Origin of the sequence: Fischerella muscicola PCC 7414, from assembly GCF_000317205.1 — a bacterium.
GTDB lineage: Bacteria > Cyanobacteriota > Cyanobacteriia > Cyanobacteriales > Nostocaceae > Fischerella > Fischerella muscicola.
Genome location: NZ_AJLK01000039.1, coordinates 1 through 24,122, shown reverse-complemented (window position 1 = coordinate 24,122; position 24,122 = coordinate 1). Strand labels below are relative to the sequence as shown.

Below are 24,122 nucleotides of genomic sequence, written 5' to 3'. Positions count from 1 at the left end.
AGAGTAATTTAAAACCGTGTCTGATAACGAGCCTCCCCAGCATTTACATTTGTTTGAAGGGGGATGGGATGGTTTACACCTTCTCTATGAAATAGAACCCGCTAACGATCCCATGCCTGAAGTTTACCTGGGTCAGCATTTTATTATTATTGCTCTGGATGATTTTCGTGCTAGCTATATGCTGAATGGACGTTGGCAGCATATTGATTACACTCAAGGTGAGATTGCTATTATCCCAGCAACTCAACTCTTTCCCCAAGCAAAAGTCGATCGCGAAGTGCCATTACTAGAGTTGTTTTTGGAACCTGCAAAGTTAGCGCGTGTAGTAGATGAATCCATTGATGTAGAACAGTTTGAGCTTTTACCACAGTGGCATTTACGTGATCCGTTAATTCAGCATCTAGGCTTGGCGCTAAAAGCAGAACTCGAAACAGGAGGTGCAGACAGTCGGCTGTATGTAGAGTCAATGACAACAGCACTTTCCGCACATTTACTGAGACGATACTCTTCACGCCAACAGGATATAAAAAGTTATACAGGTGGATTGCCTAAGTATAAGCTAAGGGAAGTAGTCAGTTATATTCATGACCATTTAGACCAGAATTTAACTTTAACAGAATATGCGATCGCTTGGACTGGTTTATGGTACGTCAGTTCTGGTGCTTACCCCAAATTTGATCCTTTAGGAATTTTAGGTTATCTTTTCATCTTTGCCATGACTGTAACCTCATTCCAGCGTCCTGCTGCTGTGTTAAGTCAACGTGGTTGGAAGGTTTTGCACACTGCGGGAATGTATTATTTCTGGCTGGCTTTTACAGTTGAATTTAGTATGAAAATTTTCCACTCTGTACTCATATATTTGCCACTAGTAATTTTGTTAGTTTTAGCAATGGTACTGCGTGTAATTGCTCCGAGAAGGCAACGAAAATTAGCAAGTTAAAGGAATGAATTTGATAAATTTCATTAGTTCAACATTTCGCCCTCAAATAAATTTGGGGATGAAAAATCGAACACAGATGCACACCGATGCACACAGATGGATCTGGCTCTTTTTTGTGCATTTTTCAAACTAACTAGCCACTAGTTTCTCACCTTTAAGCATCCGCGATGCTGCTTCTAATAGCGCTTCTTCCAGATAGGGTTTGGTGAAGTAACCACTTGCTCCCAAGCTGATAGCCATTTGTCGATGCTTGTCTGCACCTCGGGAGGTGAGCATAGCAATAGGTAAATGATTGAGGCTTGGGTCTTTTTGAATGCGAGAAAGTAATTCTAGACCATCGCAACGAGGCATTTCAATGTCACAGAATACGAGGTCACAGGGTAAACCAGAACGAAGTTTATCCCAAGCTTCTTGTCCATCACGTGCCTGTTCTACCCGATAACCCGCTTTATTAAAGGTTAAAGAAAGCAACTCTCTAACTGTAATTGAGTCATCGACAATTAGGACTGTTGGATCAATCGTAGTTGCAGTTGTATCTGGCTGAGTTGGAGCTGCTTTTTGATTTAAGATACTGACTGTATTTTGTTTAGAGGTTCTTCCTTGGAAGATATCGATAATTTCTAGGACATCAGCAATTGGCATAATTCGACCATCACCCAAGACGGTAGCACCAGCTACACCAATTGGTTTGGGGGCGGGGCCTTCAAATTGTTTAATCACAATTTCTTGTTCGCTCAGCACTTGGTCAACTTGTAAGGCGACTAGCGTATTTGTTGATCGCACTACAACTACGGAAATCATATCATCGTCTCGATTACCGCCATAAACGTTACCCCGGCTGAGTTGGCGATTGAAGGTTAAAAGTTCTTTTAGAGGTTTGAATGGCAGCATCCGATCGCGCCAAGGAATGAGTTTTTCACCTGCGTCACCCTCTTGAATATTTTTTACAGGTATATCTAGGGTATCTTCTACGCCATCCATTGGGAAGGCGATTCTGGCTTTATCAGAAACACAGCACAGAGCCTTGCAAATACTGAGGGTTAATGGTAGACGAATAGTGAAGGTAGTACCTTTGTCAATCGCAGAATCAACAGAAATCACCCCTCGGATTTCATTGATTTTTGTCCTGACTACGTCTAAACCGACACCACGACCAGCTAAGTCATCTGCCTGATCTTTGGTGCTAAAACCTGGTTGGAACAGTAGGTCATAAACATCAGCGCGGGACATTGTTTGGGCTTCGATGGGAGTGATGAACCCGACTCTGATTGCCTTTGCTTTCACCCCATCTGAATTAATCCCAGCACCGTCATCACTAACGGAAATGACGGTTTGATTCCCTTGATGAAAAGCACAAACAGTAATGGTTCCCACAGGGGATTTACCTTTAGCTTGGCGTTCCTCAGGCGTTTCAATCCCGTGAGCGATCGCATTGTTCAGTAAATGCGTTAAGGGTGTTTTGAGGTGTTCTAAAATCATCTTGTCAATCAAGGTGTCTCGACCTTGAATGATTAACTCTACTTGCTTACCATACTTGATTGAGTTGTCGCGCACACCTCGCGGTAATAAATCGGTAGCCTGGGAAAAAGGCTCCATTCGCGCTCTTGTCAGCCCCTCTTGCAGTTGTCCTGTTACCTGTCGAAATTGTCGCGCGACACGTTCGGTTTCTTCGGTGACAAAATCAATATCACTCGCAGACTCCCGCACCCGCACGATCAGTTCAATCATTTCTTGAGACAGGGTGTGGAAAGGTGTGAAGCGATCCATTTCCAGTTCACTAAAACCCCTATCTGTATCTGAATGACCAAAATTGCTGTTTTTGCGACTAGCTAACAAAGATGCTTCTAGTAGCGATCGCTCATACAATTCCTGCATTCTTGCTCCCACATCCGAGAGTTGTTGTACCTGATGCAGTAGATTATCTAATGACTGGCGCAAACGTTCGTGATCCTGCTCTAGGGTATTGCGGTTAACTACCAACTCCCCAACCAAATTACTCAGATCATCCAGATGTTTGACAGGTACTTTCATTAACTGCTCAAATCTGGAAGCATTCCAACCAGAGTTGCGTCCACCCGATAAATTGACTGTACTGGGTGTGACTGCTCCCCCTACCATCCCTTCTAATTCTTTAAATTCATTCTCAATCTCTGGGGATAAAGTTTGGTTTCTGCTATCTTTTGTAGAATAAATTGGAGTAGATTGTTCAGCTACTACCACCTCTTCATCTTGCTCCCCCCAAGCTAGCATTTCTTCTAAGGCAGCAAATTCGATATCTGGAATTTTGGAAGTATGAGCCTCTGATGATATTTCTTGTTTAAGTAAATCATCCAAATCAGCAAATGCATCTTCTGCAAAAGCATCAACTTCTAATTCTGTTTCCTCAATTGAATTTGCAGCAGAAAATGCCTCTTGAGGTTGCTCTGTGTATCCAGAGTCGGCAATTATTTCCTCATGATCAAAGCTTGACTGTTGTACTGGTAATTCAGAATCTGTAATTTCCAGTTGCGAATGATTTTGGTCATCTTCCTGGTTGATTTCTTCTGGGTGGAAATTTAATAGTGATTCACTAGATTCTGTTATAGTCTCTTGATTTTCCTGAGTTTTCACCTCATATGGAACAATCATCGCTTGACCTAAACCACTAGCCTCCTTTCCTGGTATGGAAGGGGGAATTTTTAAAGCCTCTCTCCTTGTAGGGGAGAGGTTTGGAGAGAGGTTTTCCAGATCCTGTGAAAAGTCAGCTTGATTGTCATCCAGCAAATTCACTTCTGAATCTGTTGTAGAGGATGTATCATCAGCTATATTTGGCTGTGGGAAAGCAAAAGAATTATCTATACTATCAACTTGCAATTCATGAGTATCTGGTGTTGACAAATCATTAAATAAAAATTCCAGATTTTCGTTGCTATCCTCTTCTATTTTGATTGCATCGAACCAGTTAATTTCTTGATCAGTATTTAGTTGAGGTAAATCGAAATCTTGGATTTCTGTAGGAAAATTAGTAAATTCTGGACTGAATTCTAGAGCTTCTGGCAATTGCGAGAGATTGCGAATTTCCTGAGGAGATAATTTCTCATCGACAGGATATGAATTGTGAGATTCATTTGCTATTAATTCTGCAAAGAAATCATCATCGCTAGCATCTGTTGAGAGAATTAATTCCTGTGGTAAACCTAAATCTAAATCTTGCAGTTCAAAATCTGTCACAGACTCTGGTGTTGGCTGTTGGCGATCGCTAAAAATATCATCAGCAGCTGCGGCAGCAAACAAAATTTCTTCTAAAGCTTTGGCTGCGTCTTGTTCCCCAGAAAATTCTAAACCTAGCCCTGCTTCTTCTGTCTGTGTCCATAAACCTACATCCTCTGTGGCAGGAGAAAACTCTGCTTTTGTAGTGCTGAGGTGATCAAATAAATCATCAAATCCTGGTGCCTCGATGCTAATAGTCGGGCTATGCTCTTCTTGTGTCTCAGTAAATAGACTATCTAAATTCCACTTTTCTTCTGTTGGTTGGGTACTTTCTAAACTAACTTCTTCAAGTGCATTCTGATTTTCAGATTCTGCCAATAAATCTTCAGGTTTATTGTCTAAAGTCTGAGATATTTCTATCTCATTTGCTTGATTTCTAGATTGTATTTGTTGATAGTGTTTTTCATTGATAGGCGTGACTGAATCATCCAGATTTGATTCTAAATTTTCTTCTTCTAAAAAGTCATCACCAAATAGTTGTACAAGAGTTAATTCTTCTTTGACATTAATTGTTTGGTTTTCATAAATATTTGTGTTACCTTCTAAAGATAATAATTCTGCAAAGTCGTTGCTAGTATCTTTGGTTTGGCTATCATTGCTCTGGGCTGCAATTTCATCATTTGTGGCATCTGGTTCGATAACTTCTTCTTCAATATCCCAAGTTTCATTAAAGTCAGGAGTTTCGCTTTCAAATAACTGGGCAAGAGTATTCAACTCTGCTATTCCTACTTCTGGCCCGTTAATTTCTAAACTTTCAATATCTAAATTTTCGTTTTCTTCATCCTCTATCTCAAAAGGATTCGATAATTCAGATAGACTAGTAATGGTATTTTCTAATTCTAAATCTTGTGCTGAAGATTGGATAATAAATTCATCAAAATCATCTGTGTTTTCCTGAATTTGCTCAGATAAATATGATAGATTACTGATACTATCTTGGGCAAATTCTAAGGATTCTGATTGTGCTGTAGATTCAACTAAATTATCTATATTAATACCCAATTGTTCAGAAACTTCTGATAGACTTTTGATGCTATCTTCTTGTTTAACTTCTATTGCGTCTGATGAATTTGTTAACTCAGTAAAATTATCTGTAGTTGATGCGGCACTGTCTTCAGCATTGGCATTTTCAACAGGTGTGGCGAATACAGTTTCCTCTGCTACTGTTGATGGAACTGCTTCTATGTCAGCCTCTTGCTGCAAATCAGTTGTGATATCTAATAGTTCTATTTGAGGTGGAATTAATGCTTCTAGTTGCTGACTAATAATAATTTCAGCTTCTCTACCTGTCAGGACTAATTCTAGAGCTTGCTTGATATCTGTAATAACGATTTTTGCTAATGTCAAATAGCTATTTTCTTGATTAGCGATCGCTTGACCTGTGGCTTGGCACAAATTACACCAAGACGCACAATTTAATTGTTCACCAAGTTCGACTAATTGCCTACAGCAGTCTTGCAAACTCTGCCGCGTTTCAGGTGTTGCTGGTTGCTTAAATAGCTGCAACATTTCCCGGAGTTTTTGCAATACGAGGTTTTGGCACTGTTGCCAGCGATCACTATCTGCGGCTGCTACTCCTGTAGTTCCTTGTTTGACCAGCAATTCCAGATGTTCGTTTAGCCACCCAAACACGGGTTCTGCTTCTGACATGATATGACTGGCAGTCTCCTCTGTCAGACCAAATGGCCCGGTTAAATTTTCTAACAGCGCTTTCAGGGTATCAGATACACCTAGAAACAAAGACTCTAGCTTTTGATCAACCTGCACCGGACACTCTTTTAAGACTTTAAAACAGTCTTCTAAGCGGTGGGCAGTACGCTGAATGCTACTCAGACCAAGCATCGCCGCTCCTCCTTTAATGGAGTGAGCCGCCCGGAAGACTTCATTGAGCATTTCTGGGTCTTTAATCGTACTTTGCAGATTCAGCAACCCCTGCTCGATTGTGGTCAGATGTTCTTTTGCTTCTTCAATAAAGTAACCGAGAATGCGCTGTTGTTGTTCTGGCAGCATAGTCAAGGATGAAGGATAAAGGATAAAGAATGAAAAACATAGAATATTAAGGATGGATGATGAAGGATGATTAACACTTCATACTTCATACTTCATACTTCATACTTCATCCTTTTTATCTAGTTTCAGTTGTTTCTACTCGGAATCTTTCTACGGAGGCGATTAAATCACGGGAAACGCCTACCAAGTTTTGCAGTGCGCCGGAAACCCGTTGTGCTTCCTGGGATGTTTCTTGGGCTGTGAGTTCTACAGATTGCATAACTTGAGCGACAGCGCGAGAAGTTTCTGTTTGTTCGACGGTATCGGAAGTGATGGAACGTACGAGAATATCAATGCGATTTGCTACTTGAATAATATTTTCTAGCGATCGCTTGGCTTCTTCTGCCAGTTTTGTACCTTGAATTACCTGCTGGGTACCTTCTTCCATCGCTGTCATCACTGAGCCTGTTTCGCTCTGAATTTGCATAACTATTTGTTCAATTTCTTTCAGAGACTTGGCAGATTTATCAGCTAGCTGGCGTACCTCATCCGCAACGATCGCAAAACCCCGTCCCGCTTCTCCGGCTCTGGCTGCTTCAATACTGGCGTTGAGAGCTAGCAAGTTGGTTCTAGAAGCAATTTGCGAAATCAACGCCACAATTTTAGAAATTTCTTGGGATGATTCTGCTAGTCGCTTCACTTTGCGAGTGGTTTCAGCGACGGTTTCCCGAATTTCCAAAATCCCCGCTACGGTATTTTCTACCGCTTCCCCTCCTTTGAGAGCGATCGCGCTGGCTTCTCGGGCAACTGTTTCTGCTTCTCGTGCTGCTTCTGCTACCCTTTGGATAGAATCGGTCATTACTTGTACCGAATTGAGGGTGACTGCTAACTCTTCGGCTTGGCGTAAAGCATCGCTGGATAATGCTCTGGCAAAGGTTTCTGAGTTAGTTGCACCTTTGGTAACTTCCCGCGCTGCGACTTTTACCTGTTGGACGATATCCCGCAGATTTTGAATTGTTAAGTTAAAAGCATCAGCAACTGCTCCTAAGACGTCGGCTGTCACCTCAGCTTGGACAGTCAAATCTCCCCTGGCGGCTCCTTCCACGTCGTCTAAGAGACGAATCACCTGCCGTTGCAAATTCTCTTTGGCTTCTTCCTGTTCCTGGGCTTTACGTGTGGCTTCGTTTGTGGTTGTAAAAATAACCCGTGTCATTTCATTGAAGCCGGCAGCTAACTGTCCTAACTCATCTTCTGAGTAGACAGTAGCTTGGACGCTGAGATTACCTTTGCGTACAGCATCAAATTGGTTTTGCAAATCTTTGGTTGTGCGACGGATTTGCTTGAGAGTGAGATTGCCCATGATACCCGTAGTTGCAAAACTGACAAGCCCTGCTGCTAATGCCATCGCCCAGCCAGTATTGCGTACAGACTCCCGTTGCTGGGGTGGAGAAACTGTCGTCGCAGTGAAACTAACTACAGCTACAACCACAGCGGAAACTACACCCACACAGCCAGCAACGATCCATTGCTTTTTGGCTAGTGGGGCATTTTCTAGGGGTGCGAGAATCCCTTGTTCAACGCTGACTTGGGGTTCGATGTTAGTAACGTCTGTTTGGGTAAAGACTGGGACTGCTTCTTGGGAACCAGTGATGCTAAACAATTCATCATCGCGATCGCTTTGTGTGGAGTTATCCGCAGTTTCCTTCCTTTTTTCAGCAATCCCAGAATTTTCAAAGGCTTGACTAAAACTCCTGCTGTTCGATGTCAGTGATCCAGAATTTAGTTGCGAGTCACCGAAACCAGAATTAGTCACAAAATCAAATTCTGCTTGAATATTTCCCAGATCGTCAAATTCATCAAAGTCATCTAAAAACTCAATGTTGCTACCTTGAGGAACCTGGCCATTTAATTTACTGTTAATACCTTCATGTTCGTTTTCCGAGAATGACTGGGAACCAAAAGCTGATTCAAATGCCTCTAGATCAAAACTGTCATCATCAAAGTTCTGGTTTTGCTCTGTTGGGAAATTGGAGTTTAGTTGTTTGTCTTCTATAGTAAAAGTGCTGTTGAAAGAAGCTGTTGAGGAAAATTTTTCTTTACTGCTGTATTCCACACTATTAATTTCTGTGATTTCAACATCTGTTCCTGTTTCTTCTACCAGTAAAGTTTCTTGGTCAAAATTCCTTGTGTTGATGTTGTGCAAACTATCATCACCATGTTTTTGTGAGATTAGCTCAGCAGAATCATTTTCCTGACTATTAAAGCTATGACTAGGTGTTAAAGTAATTTTGGCAAAATCTGGATCACGAATATTTGGCTGATTTTTCCCTAAATTCTGGTGAGTAGTACTTGTATCACTTCTTGCTAAATTGCTATTTATTTCTGTTTTTTCCGTAGAAGATGAAAGATCATCCTGTAAAAAAGCAGGTAATTCTAATTCTGCTCCTTCCCAGATATTGGCTTGTGAAGTTGGTTCTGCTTCTGTTTGAGATGAGGCAAAAGGATTATCGTTGAAAGTTTCACAGGAGTCTACACCTGGATCAAACTCACTACTATCTGTAGATAGTCCAAATGGATTGTCTATATCTTCTGGTGATTCTTCGTGAGTTGCGATCGCATTGAAGTCAAAGCTATTACTATCTAAGTCTTCTAAAATTTCTAACTTTTCTAATTCTTGTTCTGCTGGTTGTGCTGCCGCAAAAATAGAAGACTCTTGTGAAGATTGCTGAGAGTTATCATCCTCATCAATAAAAGCATTTAATTCCTGTTGATATTGATTGATATTATCCAGACCACTTTCAGCAAAAACAGTAATTTCTGGGTCTTGAGTTAATTCCAATACTTTTTGATATTCTACTTTCGCCACATCATACTGCTGTAAAACATAGTAGACATGACCCCGCAACAAATGAGTGTTTGGGTCATTTGGTAGATTTTGCACCACCTCGTCAATCAGAGTGGCTGCTCCTTGGTAGTCTTGTTGCGCGTAGGCTGTTAAAGCCTGTTGGTATGTCTGCACGTAATCGTCTATACTCGCTGCCATGTATTGCCTCCCTATTTCATCCTGCCCAACGCGCACTACGTAAAATTGCTGTTTGATCTAGTAGTCGCAAATACTGTTTGTTTTGAGCATCTAGTAACCACTCTCCCCGCAAAAAAGGAGCCATAGTATCCGCTACATTTGTTGGTGCCATAAGATGCTGTGCGTCTAGCCAATGCATACCGCCAATTTCTTCTACTGCTAAGCCCACAATTGTGTCTTGTTCTTCTATGGCGATCACCGAAATTTCGGCGCGGTCTGTGTTTAATGCTGTTGCTTCTCCCAGAAATTGACCCAAATCAGCCACCCAGATGACTCGACCTCGTAAATTTAGAGTACCCAAAAGTAAAGGAGAAGCATTAGGGATGGGGGTGATTCGATCAGGACTCAGTTCGATGACTTCGCGAATACCAGTTGCTGGTAGTGCAAACTCCTGACGCGAAGGAATAAAAAACCGCAAATGTAACTCACCTTCAGGACTTTCTACTTGTAATTCCGGACGAAAGTGATCTTGTCCACTGCCTCCTAAAAAGTCCGGTTTGTTGACCATGTTCTGCTCATCCTTATCCTCGCAGTAGTTGTTTGACTGTTCCCACCAACTCAGTCGGTTGGAATGGTTTGGCTATGTAGGCGTCTGCACCTTGTTTCATCCCCCAATAACGATCAAATTCTTCTCCTTTGGAAGAACACATAACTACGGGGACATTTTGGGTTTTGGGGTCGGACTTTAAACGGCGGCAAACTTCGTAGCCATTCATTCGGGGCATGACAATATCTAATACCACTAAATCAGGAGGAGCTGTTTGAATTGCTTCCAACGCTTCTACTCCATCACTGGCATGGGTTACTGTTAAGCCACTCGCTTTCAGGAGGTCTGTAATCATCTCCCTTTGGGCGATACTGTCTTCCACGATCAGAACTGTACTCATAAATGCCCCTATCTACCTCCTGATATAGACGTCCCTACTGGGAACATGCCCTGATTTCCCCGTAAGCATTTACTGTATAAAATAAATCTATTTTTCACTTTTACTAGGTAATGAGGTTTTTCTTAGGCTGGCTGGTTCTGTAGATATTATTTTTTACTCTATCTTTTACCGGATCAACAAGTGCTGTGTTTTTTTTGTTACTTCACATCCACTGTAGTTTAAATATTTCTCCACCAGGATTACTAATTCAGTATGCCCAAATGGCTTGGTTAAATAATCGGTAGCTCCCACCATTGTGGCTTTGACTCGATCAAAAAATCCTTCTTTGGCGGTAAGCATAATAATAGGTAGATTCCGAAACGCTTGGGAGTGTCGCAGCATTGCACAAATCTCGTATCCAGTCAACTCTGGCATGGCAATATCACAAAAAATTAAATCTGGTTGGAATTGAAAAACCACACTGAGTGCTTCTAGGGGATTAGTTATGGCGATCGCTTCATAACCTTGGGTTTGCAAAATCGTCTCTATGTGCGTACAGATGCTGAGTGTATCATCAATACACAATATGCGTTGCTTGTGTTTTTCTTGTAAGGTAAGTGTTTTGTCTTGTTGATTTGTTAATAATTCAGTTGTGTCTGAGTCTACTAAATGCACCCAGCCCTGTTGAACATACGGGTACATGGCCTTAGCGACAGTTACAATATTACGGTTGAGATAACGAGCTAATTGGCGTAGGGATGTTTGACCACCAGCCCAATGCTGTAGTTTATTAACTGTCACTGCTGGTAGTGAAGAGCGTAGATTTACTATATCAGTGAGTATAGGAAATTGTTCTGGAGACAGAATGTAAGGGTACAGTTGCTTCCACTGTTGCACCTGCTTCACGATTTTGCTCAGTAAAGGTGTAATCTCTAGAGTCGTTAATTGTGGTGTCAGTGCAGAACCCACTGCAAAAACGAAGCTACCCTGCTGTAAATTCAGCAGGTCAAAGAGAGTCTCATGCACTAAGTTATGAATAATACTGCGAGCTTGGATTGGATCAATGATGTTCTGCTCTAATAGTGTCCATAAATAGGCGTATTCCGGTGCATTCAACGCTTCTAAGCAGGCTCGTTGTTCTTCATCCAGCTGTACCTTGATTTGATAATGACGTAAATAATCACTCAAGCGCAACAAACTATTATCACTATCGGTTGCATAAACAATCTCACCGTTCAGAAAAAATACGAACCAAGATAAATTCTTGCCATTGTGATTTCTCCCAAGTTGGGGACTTTTGTGAAAGCTATGGGCTTCTACAAACAGTTGTCCAGTACGCTGCCCCAACTCTATTAATTGCAGGATACTGCGGATATCTATTTCATATAAATTTCCCTGCATTTAGTGAAAAGGCACTCCTTTTTTGGGGAACTGGGAAGGGGGAGACAAGGGAGACATGGGAGAAAAGGAAGACAAGGGGGACAAGGAAGAAAAATAACTACTAACCACTAACTAATGTACAGACGTGCCATGGCACGTCTCTACAACCACTAACAACCCTACCCTTACCTTAAGCCACTTCGTGTCTACGGGTTCGCCAGTCCCCCTACCCTTACCTTAAGCCGCTACCTGCGGAAGCCGCTTCGCGTCTACGCGTCTACGTGACGGAGACCGCCTTTTTGGGGGCTGGTCTCACCAACAACCACCAACCACCAACCAATCAATAAAATTTAATATTTTTTAATATACCTAGATTAACTGAGTGATAACACGGTAGTCATCATAACTCACAACAGTACAAAATATTGGAGAAACAACAATTTGGTTGTATGAATATCCAGACGTGATATTTCCTGTCTATACATAAATTTTGCCTGTCTTGTTTACCTCTGATTGGGGTTAAACAAGGCAGGTTAACCTAATTATCTAATGTATAACCAAAAACAAATTTATTAAGTGCATCAAAAGGATTAAAGGTGTGCTGTATTTAGCAGAAGTACAAAAACAAAAAGGCGGTTTACTTGGTGGTGGTGGCAAAACGGAACTGAAACTTCTGGCTTGTCAACGGACTGATCAGAGTTGGAGTACTGGATCAGAAGAAGTTATTGCAGTTGACGAAGCCAGTAAATTAAATGATGGGGCGCTCGTACTCGTAGAATTGAATCCTCAGCGTCAAGTACAGCGAATTCAAGAAGCGGGACGACCGCTAGTGAACATTTTGCAGAATTTTTCTCGCCAACTAGAAAAATTTAAACTGAAGGAAGAAGAAATTGACCAGTGGAAAGAGTCATTGACATTTCAAGCGCAGGAACTTAACCGCCGCGAAATAGAAATGGAAACGCGCTTAGAACAACTGCAACAAATGGAGGATGAGTTTCAACGCTTAGATGCAGAAAAACAAGAAGTTGAAACTTCCCGTGCTGATATCGAAAGGTTGCAACAAGAAATTGAGCGTAACCGCCAAGAACTGGAAGGAGCTTGGGAGCATTTACGAGGTGAGCAGCGTCGCCTAGAAGAACATCAAGCACAGTTGCAGCCAGGAACTGTGATGGATGAAGAACAAAGTCGAGTATTACAAGAGTTGCTACATCAGCTTTCTAGTAGTGTTGCTCCGACAGAAATAGTGCGGGAAAATCTGCATCTAGCATTTGAAATGGTTGAAAAACAGCAAACTTTGCTCAATCCCCACTGGCAACAACTAGAACAACAAAGAATATTAACTGAGGAACAACAGGCTGAAATTGAACGTTTGTCGCAACTTTTCTCGGAACGCCAAAATGAATGGCAGCAAACTCAAAATTCTCTAGAACAACAAACAGCTCAGTTGCAGGCGAACACAACTACTCTCCATAGCAAACAAGAGTATGTTCGGATACTGAAAGAGCAACTGCAATATCAGGAACAGTTATACCGACAAATTTACTCTTTAGCTGCAAATTCTAGTGATGTTGTTCCCTCTCCAGAGTTTGATATTGAAACTTTGGAAAAAATGCCTCTAGAAGAACTGCAAAAAATAGTACAAGACTTGCAGGACAAACTAAACATAGACTCTAGCTTTGTCAACGATCAAGAACAAGAACTGAAATATAAACAAGAAGCTATAGAAGAAATCCAACAAAAAATAAATCAAGCATCGGCAAGTGAACGGAGTCAATTAGAAACGGAACTAGCTGATGAAAAAGACCACTACCAGATGCTAAATGAAACTTTGGTAGGACAACGTCGCCATTTACTTGAGCGTCAAGCACTGCTCAAGCAGCACAAAATAGTACTACTGCGGCGACAAGGACAAACCGTCGCGGATGAAGATGAAAAATTGGATTTAAGTCCAGTACTCGAACAAATCCAAAAACAACGACAACAACTGTCAGAAACCCTACAAAATCTAGAAACAGAGATTGAGCAGGTACAAGCTAGCATTAATCAGATACAAGCAGATATTGAGCAGCAAACTCAAGCACAGGCAATGAAACGTGAGGAACTGCAAACAATGGAGCAAAATTTGCTGTCTTTGCGAACAACAACTGCCCAATCCCAAGGTCAGCTAAATTTATATCAACAAGCTTTACAACCAATTCAAGATTCCTTGGATGGGTTGCGACAAAAACTACAAGGCGTTTCTGATTCTTTAGCGGAAGTTCAACAAATTGGTGATTCTCAACTCCAGGCTATTACCCAGATGCGTCAGGTTATCCTGAGTTTAATTTCTCAACCAGAATTGTCAGCAATATGAAAAATTATGAATTATGGCTAATGTGAGTTAAGCCTTGACCAAAATCATTTTTTGGAAATCGACCACCGATACACACAGATGCACACAGATAGACACAGATAGATTATCCGTTAGCGGCCGTAATTGGTAATCCGTTTACAGTTAACAGTTAGCTGTTTGCAACTGATAACTTAACACTCGCACCGTTATGCATTACCGACTTTTATAAATTCACAATTGATTTAAGATTTAATCCAGATCCAATCACCTTCTACTATCGCTGTCGCACCACCGGGAAATGGATCAGTTTGCGATTTATTTGGTGCTGTAATTAAAGCTGTAAGTTTTTCTATTTGCTCAAATGTGGGAGCTACAGGAAGTATTTGTTGTAACACTTGCCGCATTACACGTCTTTGCAAAGCGAGTGGGACTTTCTGTAACACGCGACGATTGAGTTTGAGAGGGTGGTTGGGAGTATCTGATGGGATAATTGTTCCTCCTCCCATCGCCTCTTCTCGCAACGCCTGAGCAGCTTTTTCTAAATACTCCACTTCCGCTTGCAGTAGTTCTGCTGTTTGAGCTAAAGCTGCTTCTACTTTTGGGTTGAAATTTTCTGACAAATATGGTATCAGTTCTTGGCGAATGCGGTTACGGGCGTATTTTAAATCCTGATTTGTAGAATCTTCCCAGATCGGCAGTTGCAAATCTTGGCAAAATTGCCCAGTTTCTGTGCGGGTAATTTCTAAAAGTGGACGCACCAGCATAATGCCATCAACAAGTGAGCGTTGCCAAGTCAAAGCTTGCAGACCATCAGCACCAGTACCACGAATTAAGTTATAAAGTAGTGTTTCTGCCCGATCGCTTGCTGTGTGACCTGTAACTACACATTTATAATTATGCTCTTGGGCGATCGCACTCAAAACTTGATACCGCCATTCCCGTGCAGCAGCCTCACTTTGTACTAACTGTAGTTCTTGCGTTTCTACAGTTTCTAAGTAAAAAGATATACCCCAATTTTTAGCCAAATTTTCTATGTGTTGGGCATTAGCCTGTGAGTCAGTCCGCCAGCGATGATCACAGTGGGCAATACCTAACTTCCATCCCCATTTTGGTTGTAAATCTAACAATAATTTGATTAAACAAAGAGAATCTTGTCCACCGGAAACTGCAACTAGTAAGTGCTGGTTAAGTTCAAACAGGTGACGCGATCGGATAGTGCGATGGATTTTTGCATGTAGGGGAGTCCATGTCATCCGCTAATATGATTTAAAATTTTGGATTTTGGATTAGTTCTACAAGATTTATTTCAGAGCTTGTACCATAAAAAAATTTATCATATTTTGAATTTTGCAGTACGAATTATCCTTAAAAAACTCTGTGTCCCTCTCTTACTAACTCTGCGCCCCTCTGCGTTTAATCAAAAATATAAAACATTAGTTATTAAACTCTTTGTAATTCGTAAAGTCTTTAAATTGACGATAGTAGTCTATTTCTGATTCTTGCTGACTATTATCTGATTCCTCCGAATCATCAGAACAAAATTCTACACGTAATCTAATTTTACCTTCTCGCCACTTTTTACCAGGGATTAGAACGTGACAATCTAATCCCTCTTCAAAAAATGCTCTTAATGAAACACCTTCACAAGAAGCAGCCTTAATTTTATTTATTAGTTCAAATAACAATTGGGTGTGATTTGAATCTTCAAACAAAGGTTGACGAAAATACACAACATCATCCTCAGGATTTAACGCTTCCCACTTATCATTCATAATCAATCTCCTAGAACTAAATTTATAGTTCCCAGGAGATTGCAGTTAATTTCAAATTTACTATCCTGATCAAAGATGATTTATGAACTCTTTAATTTTCTACCTGTGCGTCTTTTGCAGTTAGTGAAAAAATTTAACGTCAACCTTAATAGAATTGCTATAGCTAGCCCCTTTGCTAAATAAATAGAGCGAGATTTCTAAAAGAACCAGCCGTAAGAGTGTAAACCCTTACCCAATAAATTCACACCCAAATAGCAAACCCAGACAACGACAAAACCACTAGCAGCTAAAATAGCTGGGCGACGTCCTTGCCAACCACGAGTAATACGGGCGTGGAGGTATGCTGCAAATACTAACCAGGTAATTAGCGCCCAGGTTTCCTTGGGGTCCCAACTCCAGTAAGAACCCCAAGCTTCGTTAGCCCAAACTGCACCAGCAATAATACCAATTGTCAGCAGAGGAAATCCGAGTCCAATGATCCGATAGCTTATGTTATCTAGGGTTTCAGCCAGGCTAAGACGTTGGGGAGAAAGAGGTTGAGAATCTTGGGTGTCGGATTTTGGACTTTGGATTGTAGGCGCTAATACGGTATCCAAAACGGCGGTTTTACCATTGTTGGTGGATTCATAACGGGCAACACCATTACCATTATTGTCTGCAATCATTGCTGATGATTGAGAAATTAATTCACCTGCTTTTTGCAAGCGGTAGCCGTTGCTGCGATAGCCACCAGTCCCGACAGAACTACCCTGGAGTCGAATCTCCTGCCCACGAGTGACAACTAAAAAAGCGATCGCCAACAATGAACCTACCATCAAAGCAGCGTAACTTAGCATCATGACGCTAACGTGCATCATTAGCCAATTTGATTTCAATGCAGGTACTAAAGGTTCTGCTACTTGCATTTGGGATGGTAGTGTGAGAGTAGCAAAAGCAGTAATACTCATGGCAACAGGGGCTGTAACAACTCCCACCAAACGACTGCGGCTGTTGTTTTCTGCAATCAGATGGATAGTAGTGATCCCCCAAGCGAGGAAAAACAGAGATTCATACAAATTGCTGAGAGGGAAATAACCAGCCTCTAGCCATCGCGCCCCTAACATTGTGGCAATGCACAAATTTGCGATCGCCATTCCTGCGGTTCCTAATGCTGGCAAGTAGGGCAACTTGGGAAAAGCCGCCCCACTCCAATAAATCAGCATTGTGGTAAAAAGGACGGCAAAGGAAGTATTGTCTAGCCAATTTTGGAGTTGAAGCAAATTCATAAAGCGTTTTCCCCTGTGAATTTTTTAGAGGTGTGGATTCTCACAGTATTGATCCTATCTGTTTCGGGGTAGTTAGTAGTTAGTTGGTTGTTGATTGTTGATGGTTGATGGTTGGTAGTTAGTGGTTAGTAGTTAGTGGTTGGTGGTTGATGGTTGGTAGTTAGTGGTTAATTGCTATCAACCATCTCCCCCTACTTATCACACCCCACCAGGGGCCGGTGAGTTCCCCACCTCCCTATCTCCCACTCTCCTGACTGGCCATATCTCCAATTTTTTTGAGTGCTAGAAAAATGTCATAGCGATTACTACGGCTATCATTAACAGCAGATGTGATGCCGATTGAGCGTGTGGCAGCTAAGAATGTTTGTTGGTTGGGTAGTAAAGTCGGTAGAGGAAAGTTTTTAGCTGTACGTTCTACATCTAAGAAAAACTGACCATTGGTAGGATTGGGTTCTGAAGGGACTGTTTGTTGAAATAGTGGAGTATTTGCTAGGGTATTGTTGAGTTTAGGAATTATCTTATCGCTAACAGGAGCGCCAAGTGCAAAGAAGGCAACATCTCCGTCTAACCAACCGTGGGTAGCGGTTAAAGTTCCCAAAGGCCCAAACCAATTGACAACAGGTTTACCTGCTACTGATGTCTGTTGAATCTGGAATTGGTATTGAGTTTTCATCACTTCATCAAGTTTTTTGAGAGATGTTTCCGCACGGGTGCGATCGCTTGCCTGTACCATGAATACTAAAGAGGCACGGAAATTATCTGATAAAGTGTCCCGGGGACTACTGGGAATGACTGAGACTGAAAATTCATTACCCATCCAACTCAATAAATCTTGCTCGAAATCAAGATTAGTGAAAGATTTGAAACCTGCTTTTAGCTGTTCTGGTGGAATAGGTGAGAGTGGGTTTCCCTGGGATGTAGAAACATAGTCTGACCACAATTGCCTTAAATTACCGCCAGAAAGCATCATCAAAGTTTCTGGTGGGACAAGGTTTGGCATCTTTCCGGCTTTGTTTTCTACCCTGAGTGTGCGTTGACTGTTGGGATTTAGCCAGGAAATACCTTTCACACGTATTCCTTGTGACTCTAAGGAAATGCTTCCAGCTAAACCTTGGTTATTTTGCAATTGTGCTAGAACTTGAGCAGGCAAATGACGATTACCAGATGCAGCAGCAATTTTAGCAGAGGCAGGTATATTTACATAGAACTGAGCAAAGGCTTGAGAAGTAGCAATTTTAGGAAAATTATCAGTAAAACCCGCAGTTGTTGCTAGTGATGTTTTATTTTTATATGCTTGAATCGTACGTTCTGTGGTTTTAGGGTTATCGGTAATTACCAATAAATGCTGATCTATGATTGCTGCTGATAAATTTTCTCCCGATGCTGAGTTAATTTCTTTGATGGGGATGCCTTCGTAGGTACGCTCAATCCATTTACCTGCTTTTGGAGTTTTAGGTTGCGCTAAAATATTTTTTGCTTGCTCGGGATTTTTAATAGGTAGTACTACCACTGTAGACCTTTGATTGACAGGAGTATTACCATCGGTTGCTACAGGCTTAGATGCAGGTTTAATTGCTTCTGGGGATAGAATTGCAATTGTTACTTGTTCACCAACCCAAGGACTAATATCTTTTTGAAAATCGTAACCGTTATTGGTGAGGAAGCGATCGCGCAACTGCACTAAATTCTTATCTAGTTCGATTTGAGTTTCTTTTGTCCCAAATTCTCGTAATTTCTGCCATTGAGCGCGATCTGTAGTCAGAGAAACTGCAAACAGTGCATCTTGGGGAATTATATTTGCACCTACTGGTAAATCTCGGGACAATAATTGTCCTTGGGTTAACAGCCAGTATGCCGTCATACCACCAGCAATTAATATCCCAGCAGACGAGAGTGTTAGTACCAGAGATGGTTTCTTTTTTTTCATCGAAACAGACACAACAGGCAGCGCCATTGAAACAAATACCTCATTATTAGGGAACTCTTTACTTGCTTTGTTGGCAAAGTAAACCAAAAGGTTTCCTCAGCATTGAAGATGTAAATAGCATTTATTTTTTGGATCTAGAGTTTGAAATATACTTCGGTAATAAGTTACCATTTTTTTCCAAAATTGCCATTATTGCATAAACTATTATTTTGCAGATAGTTTTGTTTGTGCATTGTATAGCAATCTGATTTGTGAGAATCGCAATATCCAGAGTCCTGACTTCTTAAAGAATTACGCAAAAATCGCCAAAAAGCTTAATCTCTCAACCACCAAGACGCCATAGACGCGCAAGCGGCTTCCGGAACGGTAGAACGCCAAGGATTCGTAGAGTATGCATAAGTCCTACTGTTTAAGAAGCCGGGGATGTTGTCTCTCATGAATAATTTATGATTTTTTTTAATTTATTAATTTTAAATTGAATTAATCTTCTATTAATAAGTAGCAAAATTGACAACCTGGTCACTAACTACCGCAACTGTAATTGCTTAAATATCAAAACTTGTGTACTTATAAAATATTAATTTTTTTGATTATTTTATTTAAAAATTATGGGGCGGTTACAAAGGCAGTTGCATCAAAAATAGCCCCTCTTGCAGATTTATTGTGATACTGAGAATAAAAGAATATTTGATTTTTTATACAGTGTGACAATTTGACTAAACTGCGATCGCTGGATAAACTAAACCGTAAACAAAGTAGTTCGCAGTGCGGTAAATGCTACTAGACCAACCCAAATTTTGCAAAGACTTCTCTAATTGAGTTGGTTCATGAAATATTTTCACGACACGGTAAGTTCGCCCATCATTCAACTTTCTCTGTGAATATCCTTGTTGATGTAAAGCTGCGTGATTTAGTGCTGTTGATTGTTGATTTAGCAAGCTATCTACAAAAAAGACACGGCCATCAGGCTTTAGCGCCTGCTTAACCATCTGCCAAAAAGCCACAAACTTCTCCATCGGCACATGTGATAGCCAGAACCTGAAGAATATAAAATCAAACTGTTGTGGAGGACACCATTCAAACAAGTCGGCAATAATGTACTCTACAGATGCACAACCAAGACGTTGCTGATTCAACGCGATCGCTTCTGGAGAAGCATCCACCGCAGTTAGGTAAGTTGCAAAGGGTAGCAAGTGTCGCGTCCATAATCCAGTGCCACAAGCTAGCTCTAAAATATCACCTGATGGTGCAGCACTACGAAGGGCTGTTTCTACTTCAGCAACTTCAAAAAACCACTGCTGCCGATGTTCTTCACCACGATAGTAGCGTCCTTGACGAAAGAACCACTCGTCGTATTCTGAAGCACGTTGACGGTAGTACTCGACTTGTTCTCTCAGAATATCAGAGTTCATTAAAATTAAAGACCTCTTGATTTTTACTTGCTTGTTGCGGTTCTAAACAATCAGCTTCTCCTTCTCCCTCCTGTTCTCCACCTTCTTGCAATAGCTGCATCGGCCCCAAGTATTTTGTTAGATAAGGCGAGAAAACTTCATAAATTAGGGTTAAAGGCTGTCCGTGATGCCAAAACAAGTAATGACGCCCCCAAAAAGGCCCTTCCTCATCAAAGCCAGACTTTAGTGCATCTGAGTAACCGTAGTAAATCCCCTGCACATCTCGATACAACTCTGTGCGGAGACGAGCTAAACTCGCCCAAATGGGTAATGAACGATTTTGTAAATACTCATCTACGTGAGAGGCTTCCCACCATGAAGTGGCATATGCTAACCTTTGTCCAGAAGCAGTACGTAGCCATACCTGCCGTCGCAATCTTGGCCCAGGTACAGCCTTGATTAAGTCAGGAGCGCCATCTAAATCCATACCAACTAATGACATGTCAATGACATCTACTTCTGTTGGTTCACCTGTGAGCAATTGTAAGTGTCTAGTTGGGGAGCCGTCGCCTAAAAGTAACAATTGCCAAGCCGGTGCTAGTTGGGCATGTGGCAAACCTTGTTGAATCACTTCCTCCCCACCTTGCCATATCGGAGTGAGACGATGCCACCCCGTCGGCAATGTTAAGTTGTTTGTCGGTGTAAAAGTAGCAGTCAATGTTCTTTACAAAACTTCACCTATTTATATGTAAGCATAAAAAATCTCCCTACCCAAGACAAAGATAGGGAAATTAAGGATTAGTTTAGTAGGGGCGAAGCATTTGTATGGGTATCCTCAATTCAAAATGAAGTATTTTCGTACAAATGCTTCACCCGTACAGTGCTTATTTAATGGTTATTTCAGTGGTGACCAACTGAATACAATTCTCAGCATGAAAAAAAATCAGTTTGCTTATGCCTTCAGCATAGCAGCCTTCTACTTATTTTTCGATAAATACCAAATCTTCAGGCTGATAATTTAACTTGAGGTTTTGACCATCTACTTCAACCACAAAATCAAATCCTGTGACATGGCCTTCCGTAAGAATAATTAATCTGTCATCCATAGATTTTAGGTAATCTGAAAACCCTTCTAGAGAAACACTTCCATCGTTGATAGCCAGATAACTAAGTAGTCGGCGAAACAGCTTAGGTAGCATAACAACCTTGTCAGTAATCGTTTCTAGTGTCTCTAAAACAAAACCTGCATTTGTTTGATCTACCTGCCACAAACCTTTTTGATCTAGGCGAGATTTTTCTGCGGCAAGAGTTAATTGTTTGCGGATATCTGGATACAACTTAGAATAGAAAGTTGGGTAAACTAGCCCTTTCGATATCAGATGATAATTCGCACTTTTTTTCACTAAAGATTTATCAAAGAAAACACTACTGCCGTCTTCAGCTTCTGATTCTCCTTTAAAGGCAAAAGCTACACTTGTGCCGTAAGTATCTGCAAAACGGGTGAGAATAAAACCAGGCACTTGTTCTGGTTCTGCTTTAGTAACCACTTCATTGGAATTACGGGTAATATTTTTAAATCCCAAAAATTTTAACAACTCACTAGCCGCAGCATGAGCATATTGCAGTGGTTGGTGTTGCGTACCCAAACTACCAACTCTGGCATGATAATGTGTTTCCAGGGCATCGATACTGTCCAGACGTAGCTGTGCGCCGCCAGAATGATTAGTGTGGATTCGTGTAGGTAATTGTTTCCAGTTTTCGGGGTTATCAGGATAAAACCTGATAGAATCACCGTCAGGAGCAGCTTTCACAACTCTATAGTTGCCCTTAATCAGGGTCATTGGCATATTTTAAACTCCTGTTAGGTAGGAAATATAAGTATGTTTGATAGTCAATTTCGCTACCCTAACTTGGAGTTGACTAGTTAGGAAATTATTTAATCATTTTTTATATTTTTTCGTTAATTTTCTTAACCCAGTAACCTCTAGGTGGTTTTTCTACTCCATAAACCTTACACCATTTTTCTACCGCCTTATCAGACACACCAAAGTCTTTGGCTATTTGTGTTGTTGGTTTTTCCCACACCAATTTTTGCAGTTCTGCTTTTGATGGTCTTTCTACTTTTCTGGTGTGAATTCTTGAGTCTAGGTTAACTTTTCTAGTTGTTAAATCAACTCCAAATTCTTTGTAAGTTGGCTTTGATGCATCTTCTGTAAAATCTATAAAGTCTTCCCACCAGTAAAAAGGTGTTGCAGAATTAGGTACTTTGGTAGTTATGTAGCAACCACTAAAATTAACTGAAGGATAAACTACTTTGTCTATATCAGGTAAGTAAACAGCATAAAAATCAAAGTCACCTACTTGGTACTTTTTCTGGTGAATACCTTTTTTGTCTACCCAAATAGTTCTGTTTACTACTCTGTTATCTCCTGCATATTTAGCTTGTATTCTATAAAATTTATTGTCTTTGTATGCGACAAAATCAAAAGGCAAATGCTCACAAACAACAGGTGTGAGAATCAAGTATCCTTTCAAGGTTAAGTCTGCTATTGCTTTTGTAGCAGCAACATCACCCTTGTTCTTAGTGTGATGTAACAAGAACGAACCCTCAATTAAGGGAATCATTATATCACTTCACAGTGCTTAAGGGTTCATATTTAGTTAAAACGAGCGCGGCAGGACTCGAACCTGCGGCCGATTGCTTAGAAGGCAATTGCTCTATCCACTGAGCTACGCGCCCATGTCAAAAAAGGCTTTAGTTAAAGCCAGCTTATCTATTATATATGTCTTGTGATCATAATGCAAGCTAAATTTATTTGCCACCGTAGAAAAAGGCAATTTCTTTTTCTTTGAGAGGTGCAAAACCAGCATCGATAAGCTTTTGGTTCAGTTCATCTTGGGGAATGTGTTTGGCGCCAATCCGGACTATACGCGATCGCATAGTATTACTCACGCCACTACGCTGTCTATTTGCCTCTAGTGCCATGACTTGATGATAAAGTTCCAGCTTGGCGCTGGGAATGGGAGTACCGTCAAAATCAATTCCCTGGGCGATCGCTTCATCAACAGCATCAGCACCCTTTGTAGTTGACTGGGCTTCGTTGGTTTCAGTAGTCATGGCAATATCACTTCATCCTTACATTTGAATTTTACCAAGTATAACGACACTCAGTAGTAAATACTTTTCCCATACTCCTGATTTCTGCCAAAGCCTTTTCTCAAGCTGATTTGACGCAGCAGAATAAACAATTACTAAAGGATTATATCTAAATAAATGCCGTATATTTTCGTATACGCTTGTATATATAAAATTTTTGGTTTAATCTCTAACCAACGGTATAGTCAATTTAATTTAAAATTGGCTATTCGGAATTGCTGAAATTATTTGCAAATTCCGAATTCCGGGTTCACAATTGTTTTGGTCATAGGTGGTGCAATGTCTGACCCTCATACTCCTCAAAGCAAAGACCGTACCCTGGAAAAAGCTCTGACCAACAAAATTATTGATGATTATTTTGAAAACTCAGAAAGCTGGCTAAGAGCGATTTTGCGGATGTGCATCTTCTCCTTGGCTCACTTCGATGGACAACCTGTGTTTATGGTGGAATGTCCTAATCAAGCCGTAGCCAAGCGCTTGAGTCGGAAAACCTACCCTTTTCGAGGGATGGTATATTATCTAACAGATGATTTCAATGCTAGCGATCGCAGCTTGTTTTGCTACCAAGAAGACAAAGGGGAAACATGGCGCTGCTTTGATACCAGCATCAATGCTTGGACTGACTTACAGAAGGCAAAAAGTAGGAGACATAGTAGTTAGTGGTTAGTCGTTGGTTGTTGGTTGTTGGTTGTTAGTTGTCATTGGTCAAAAGTCATTTGTTAAGAGGGAACAGGGAATAGGGGATAGGAAATAGTTAATTTCTCCCTTGTCT

At 41.0% G+C, this 24,122-nt stretch carries 17 protein-coding genes and 1 tRNA gene; 3 read left to right on the top strand and 15 right to left on the bottom strand.

The window, feature by feature from the left end:
- Window positions 1-16 precede the first annotated feature (16 nt).
- Entirely contained in the window at window positions 17-940 is a 924-nt protein-coding gene (locus UYI_RS38710) for a hypothetical protein (protein WP_016865712.1), read from the top strand.
- Between the two features lie 129 nt (window positions 941-1,069).
- On the opposite strand, the gene UYI_RS0105710 is transcribed toward UYI_RS38710, so the two are convergent.
- The 5 genes from UYI_RS0105710 to UYI_RS0105690 form a co-directional block, all read right to left on the bottom strand.
- On the bottom strand, window positions 1,070-6,199 hold the full coding sequence (locus UYI_RS0105710) for a response regulator (RefSeq protein ID WP_016865711.1): 5,130 nt from the start codon (window positions 6,197-6,199) through the stop codon (window positions 1,070-1,072).
- Window positions 6,200-6,314: 115 nt separating this feature from the next.
- Entirely contained in the window at window positions 6,315-9,221 is a 2,907-nt protein-coding gene (locus UYI_RS0105705) for a methyl-accepting chemotaxis protein (RefSeq protein ID WP_016865710.1), read from the bottom strand.
- 16 nt (window positions 9,222-9,237) lie between these two features.
- Complete coding sequence (locus tag UYI_RS0105700) at window positions 9,238-9,768, bottom strand: chemotaxis protein CheW (protein WP_016865709.1); 531 nt, start codon at window positions 9,766-9,768, stop codon at window positions 9,238-9,240.
- 13 nt (window positions 9,769-9,781) lie between these two features.
- Window positions 9,782-10,147 carry a response regulator transcription factor gene (locus UYI_RS0105695; protein WP_016865708.1) on the bottom strand — a complete coding sequence of 122 codons (366 nt, stop codon included), beginning with the start codon at window positions 10,145-10,147 and terminating at the stop codon, window positions 9,782-9,784.
- Between the two features lie 165 nt (window positions 10,148-10,312).
- Window positions 10,313-11,527 (bottom strand): response regulator, encoded by a 1,215-nt coding sequence (locus UYI_RS0105690; protein ID WP_016865707.1) that lies wholly within the window; start codon window positions 11,525-11,527, stop codon window positions 10,313-10,315.
- Window positions 11,528-12,104: 577 nt separating this feature from the next.
- Here UYI_RS0105690 and hmpF point away from each other — a divergent pair.
- The gene (gene hmpF / locus UYI_RS0105685) at window positions 12,105-13,859 is read left to right on the top strand and encodes a pilus motility taxis protein HmpF (RefSeq protein WP_016865706.1); all 1,755 of its coding nucleotides are present in this window, start codon (window positions 12,105-12,107) and stop codon (window positions 13,857-13,859) included.
- A 221-nt stretch (window positions 13,860-14,080) separates the two neighbouring features.
- Here the strand turns inward: hmpF and tilS are convergent, their stop codons facing one another.
- From tilS to UYI_RS0105630, 10 genes are all read right to left on the bottom strand, one after another.
- Entirely contained in the window at window positions 14,081-15,091 is a 1,011-nt protein-coding gene (gene tilS / locus UYI_RS0105680) for a tRNA lysidine(34) synthetase TilS (RefSeq protein WP_016865705.1), read from the bottom strand.
- A gap of 180 nt (window positions 15,092-15,271) precedes the next feature.
- Window positions 15,272-15,610, bottom strand: a complete 339-nt coding sequence (locus tag UYI_RS0105675) for a KGK domain-containing protein (protein ID WP_016865704.1) — start codon at window positions 15,608-15,610, stop codon at window positions 15,272-15,274.
- 197 nt (window positions 15,611-15,807) lie between these two features.
- On the bottom strand, window positions 15,808-16,875 hold the full coding sequence (gene ccsB, locus UYI_RS0105670) for a c-type cytochrome biogenesis protein CcsB (protein WP_016865703.1): 1,068 nt from the start codon (window positions 16,873-16,875) through the stop codon (window positions 15,808-15,810).
- A 235-nt stretch (window positions 16,876-17,110) separates the two neighbouring features.
- Window positions 17,111-18,829 (bottom strand): DUF3352 domain-containing protein, encoded by a 1,719-nt coding sequence (locus tag UYI_RS0105665; protein WP_016865702.1) that lies wholly within the window; start codon window positions 18,827-18,829, stop codon window positions 17,111-17,113.
- 689 nt (window positions 18,830-19,518) lie between these two features.
- Complete coding sequence (locus UYI_RS0105655; protein WP_016865700.1) at window positions 19,519-20,214, bottom strand: class I SAM-dependent methyltransferase; 696 nt, start codon at window positions 20,212-20,214, stop codon at window positions 19,519-19,521.
- Window positions 20,204-20,911, bottom strand: a complete 708-nt coding sequence (locus UYI_RS0105650; RefSeq protein ID WP_016865699.1) for a chorismate lyase — start codon at window positions 20,909-20,911, stop codon at window positions 20,204-20,206. Before UYI_RS0105650 ends, UYI_RS0105655 begins: the two co-directional genes overlap by 11 nt.
- A 262-nt stretch (window positions 20,912-21,173) precedes the next feature.
- On the bottom strand, window positions 21,174-22,040 hold the full coding sequence (locus tag UYI_RS0105645) for a hypothetical protein (RefSeq protein ID WP_016865698.1): 867 nt from the start codon (window positions 22,038-22,040) through the stop codon (window positions 21,174-21,176).
- 100 nt (window positions 22,041-22,140) lie between these two features.
- Entirely contained in the window at window positions 22,141-22,818 is a 678-nt protein-coding gene (locus tag UYI_RS0105640) for a group I intron-associated PD-(D/E)XK endonuclease (RefSeq protein WP_016865697.1), read from the bottom strand.
- A 42-nt stretch (window positions 22,819-22,860) separates the two neighbouring features.
- Window positions 22,861-22,933: transfer RNA gene (locus UYI_RS0105635), tRNA-Arg, on the bottom strand.
- A 72-nt stretch (window positions 22,934-23,005) separates the two neighbouring features.
- Window positions 23,006-23,311 carry a small RNA NsiR4-regulated ssr1528 family protein gene (locus UYI_RS0105630; RefSeq protein ID WP_016865696.1) on the bottom strand — a complete coding sequence of 102 codons (306 nt, stop codon included), beginning with the start codon at window positions 23,309-23,311 and terminating at the stop codon, window positions 23,006-23,008.
- 318 nt (window positions 23,312-23,629) lie between these two features.
- On the opposite strand from UYI_RS0105630, the gene UYI_RS0105625 reads away from it, so the two are divergent.
- The gene (locus tag UYI_RS0105625; protein ID WP_026085764.1) at window positions 23,630-24,010 is read left to right on the top strand and encodes a hypothetical protein; all 381 of its coding nucleotides are present in this window, start codon (window positions 23,630-23,632) and stop codon (window positions 24,008-24,010) included.
- Window positions 24,011-24,122: the final 112 nt, after the last annotated feature.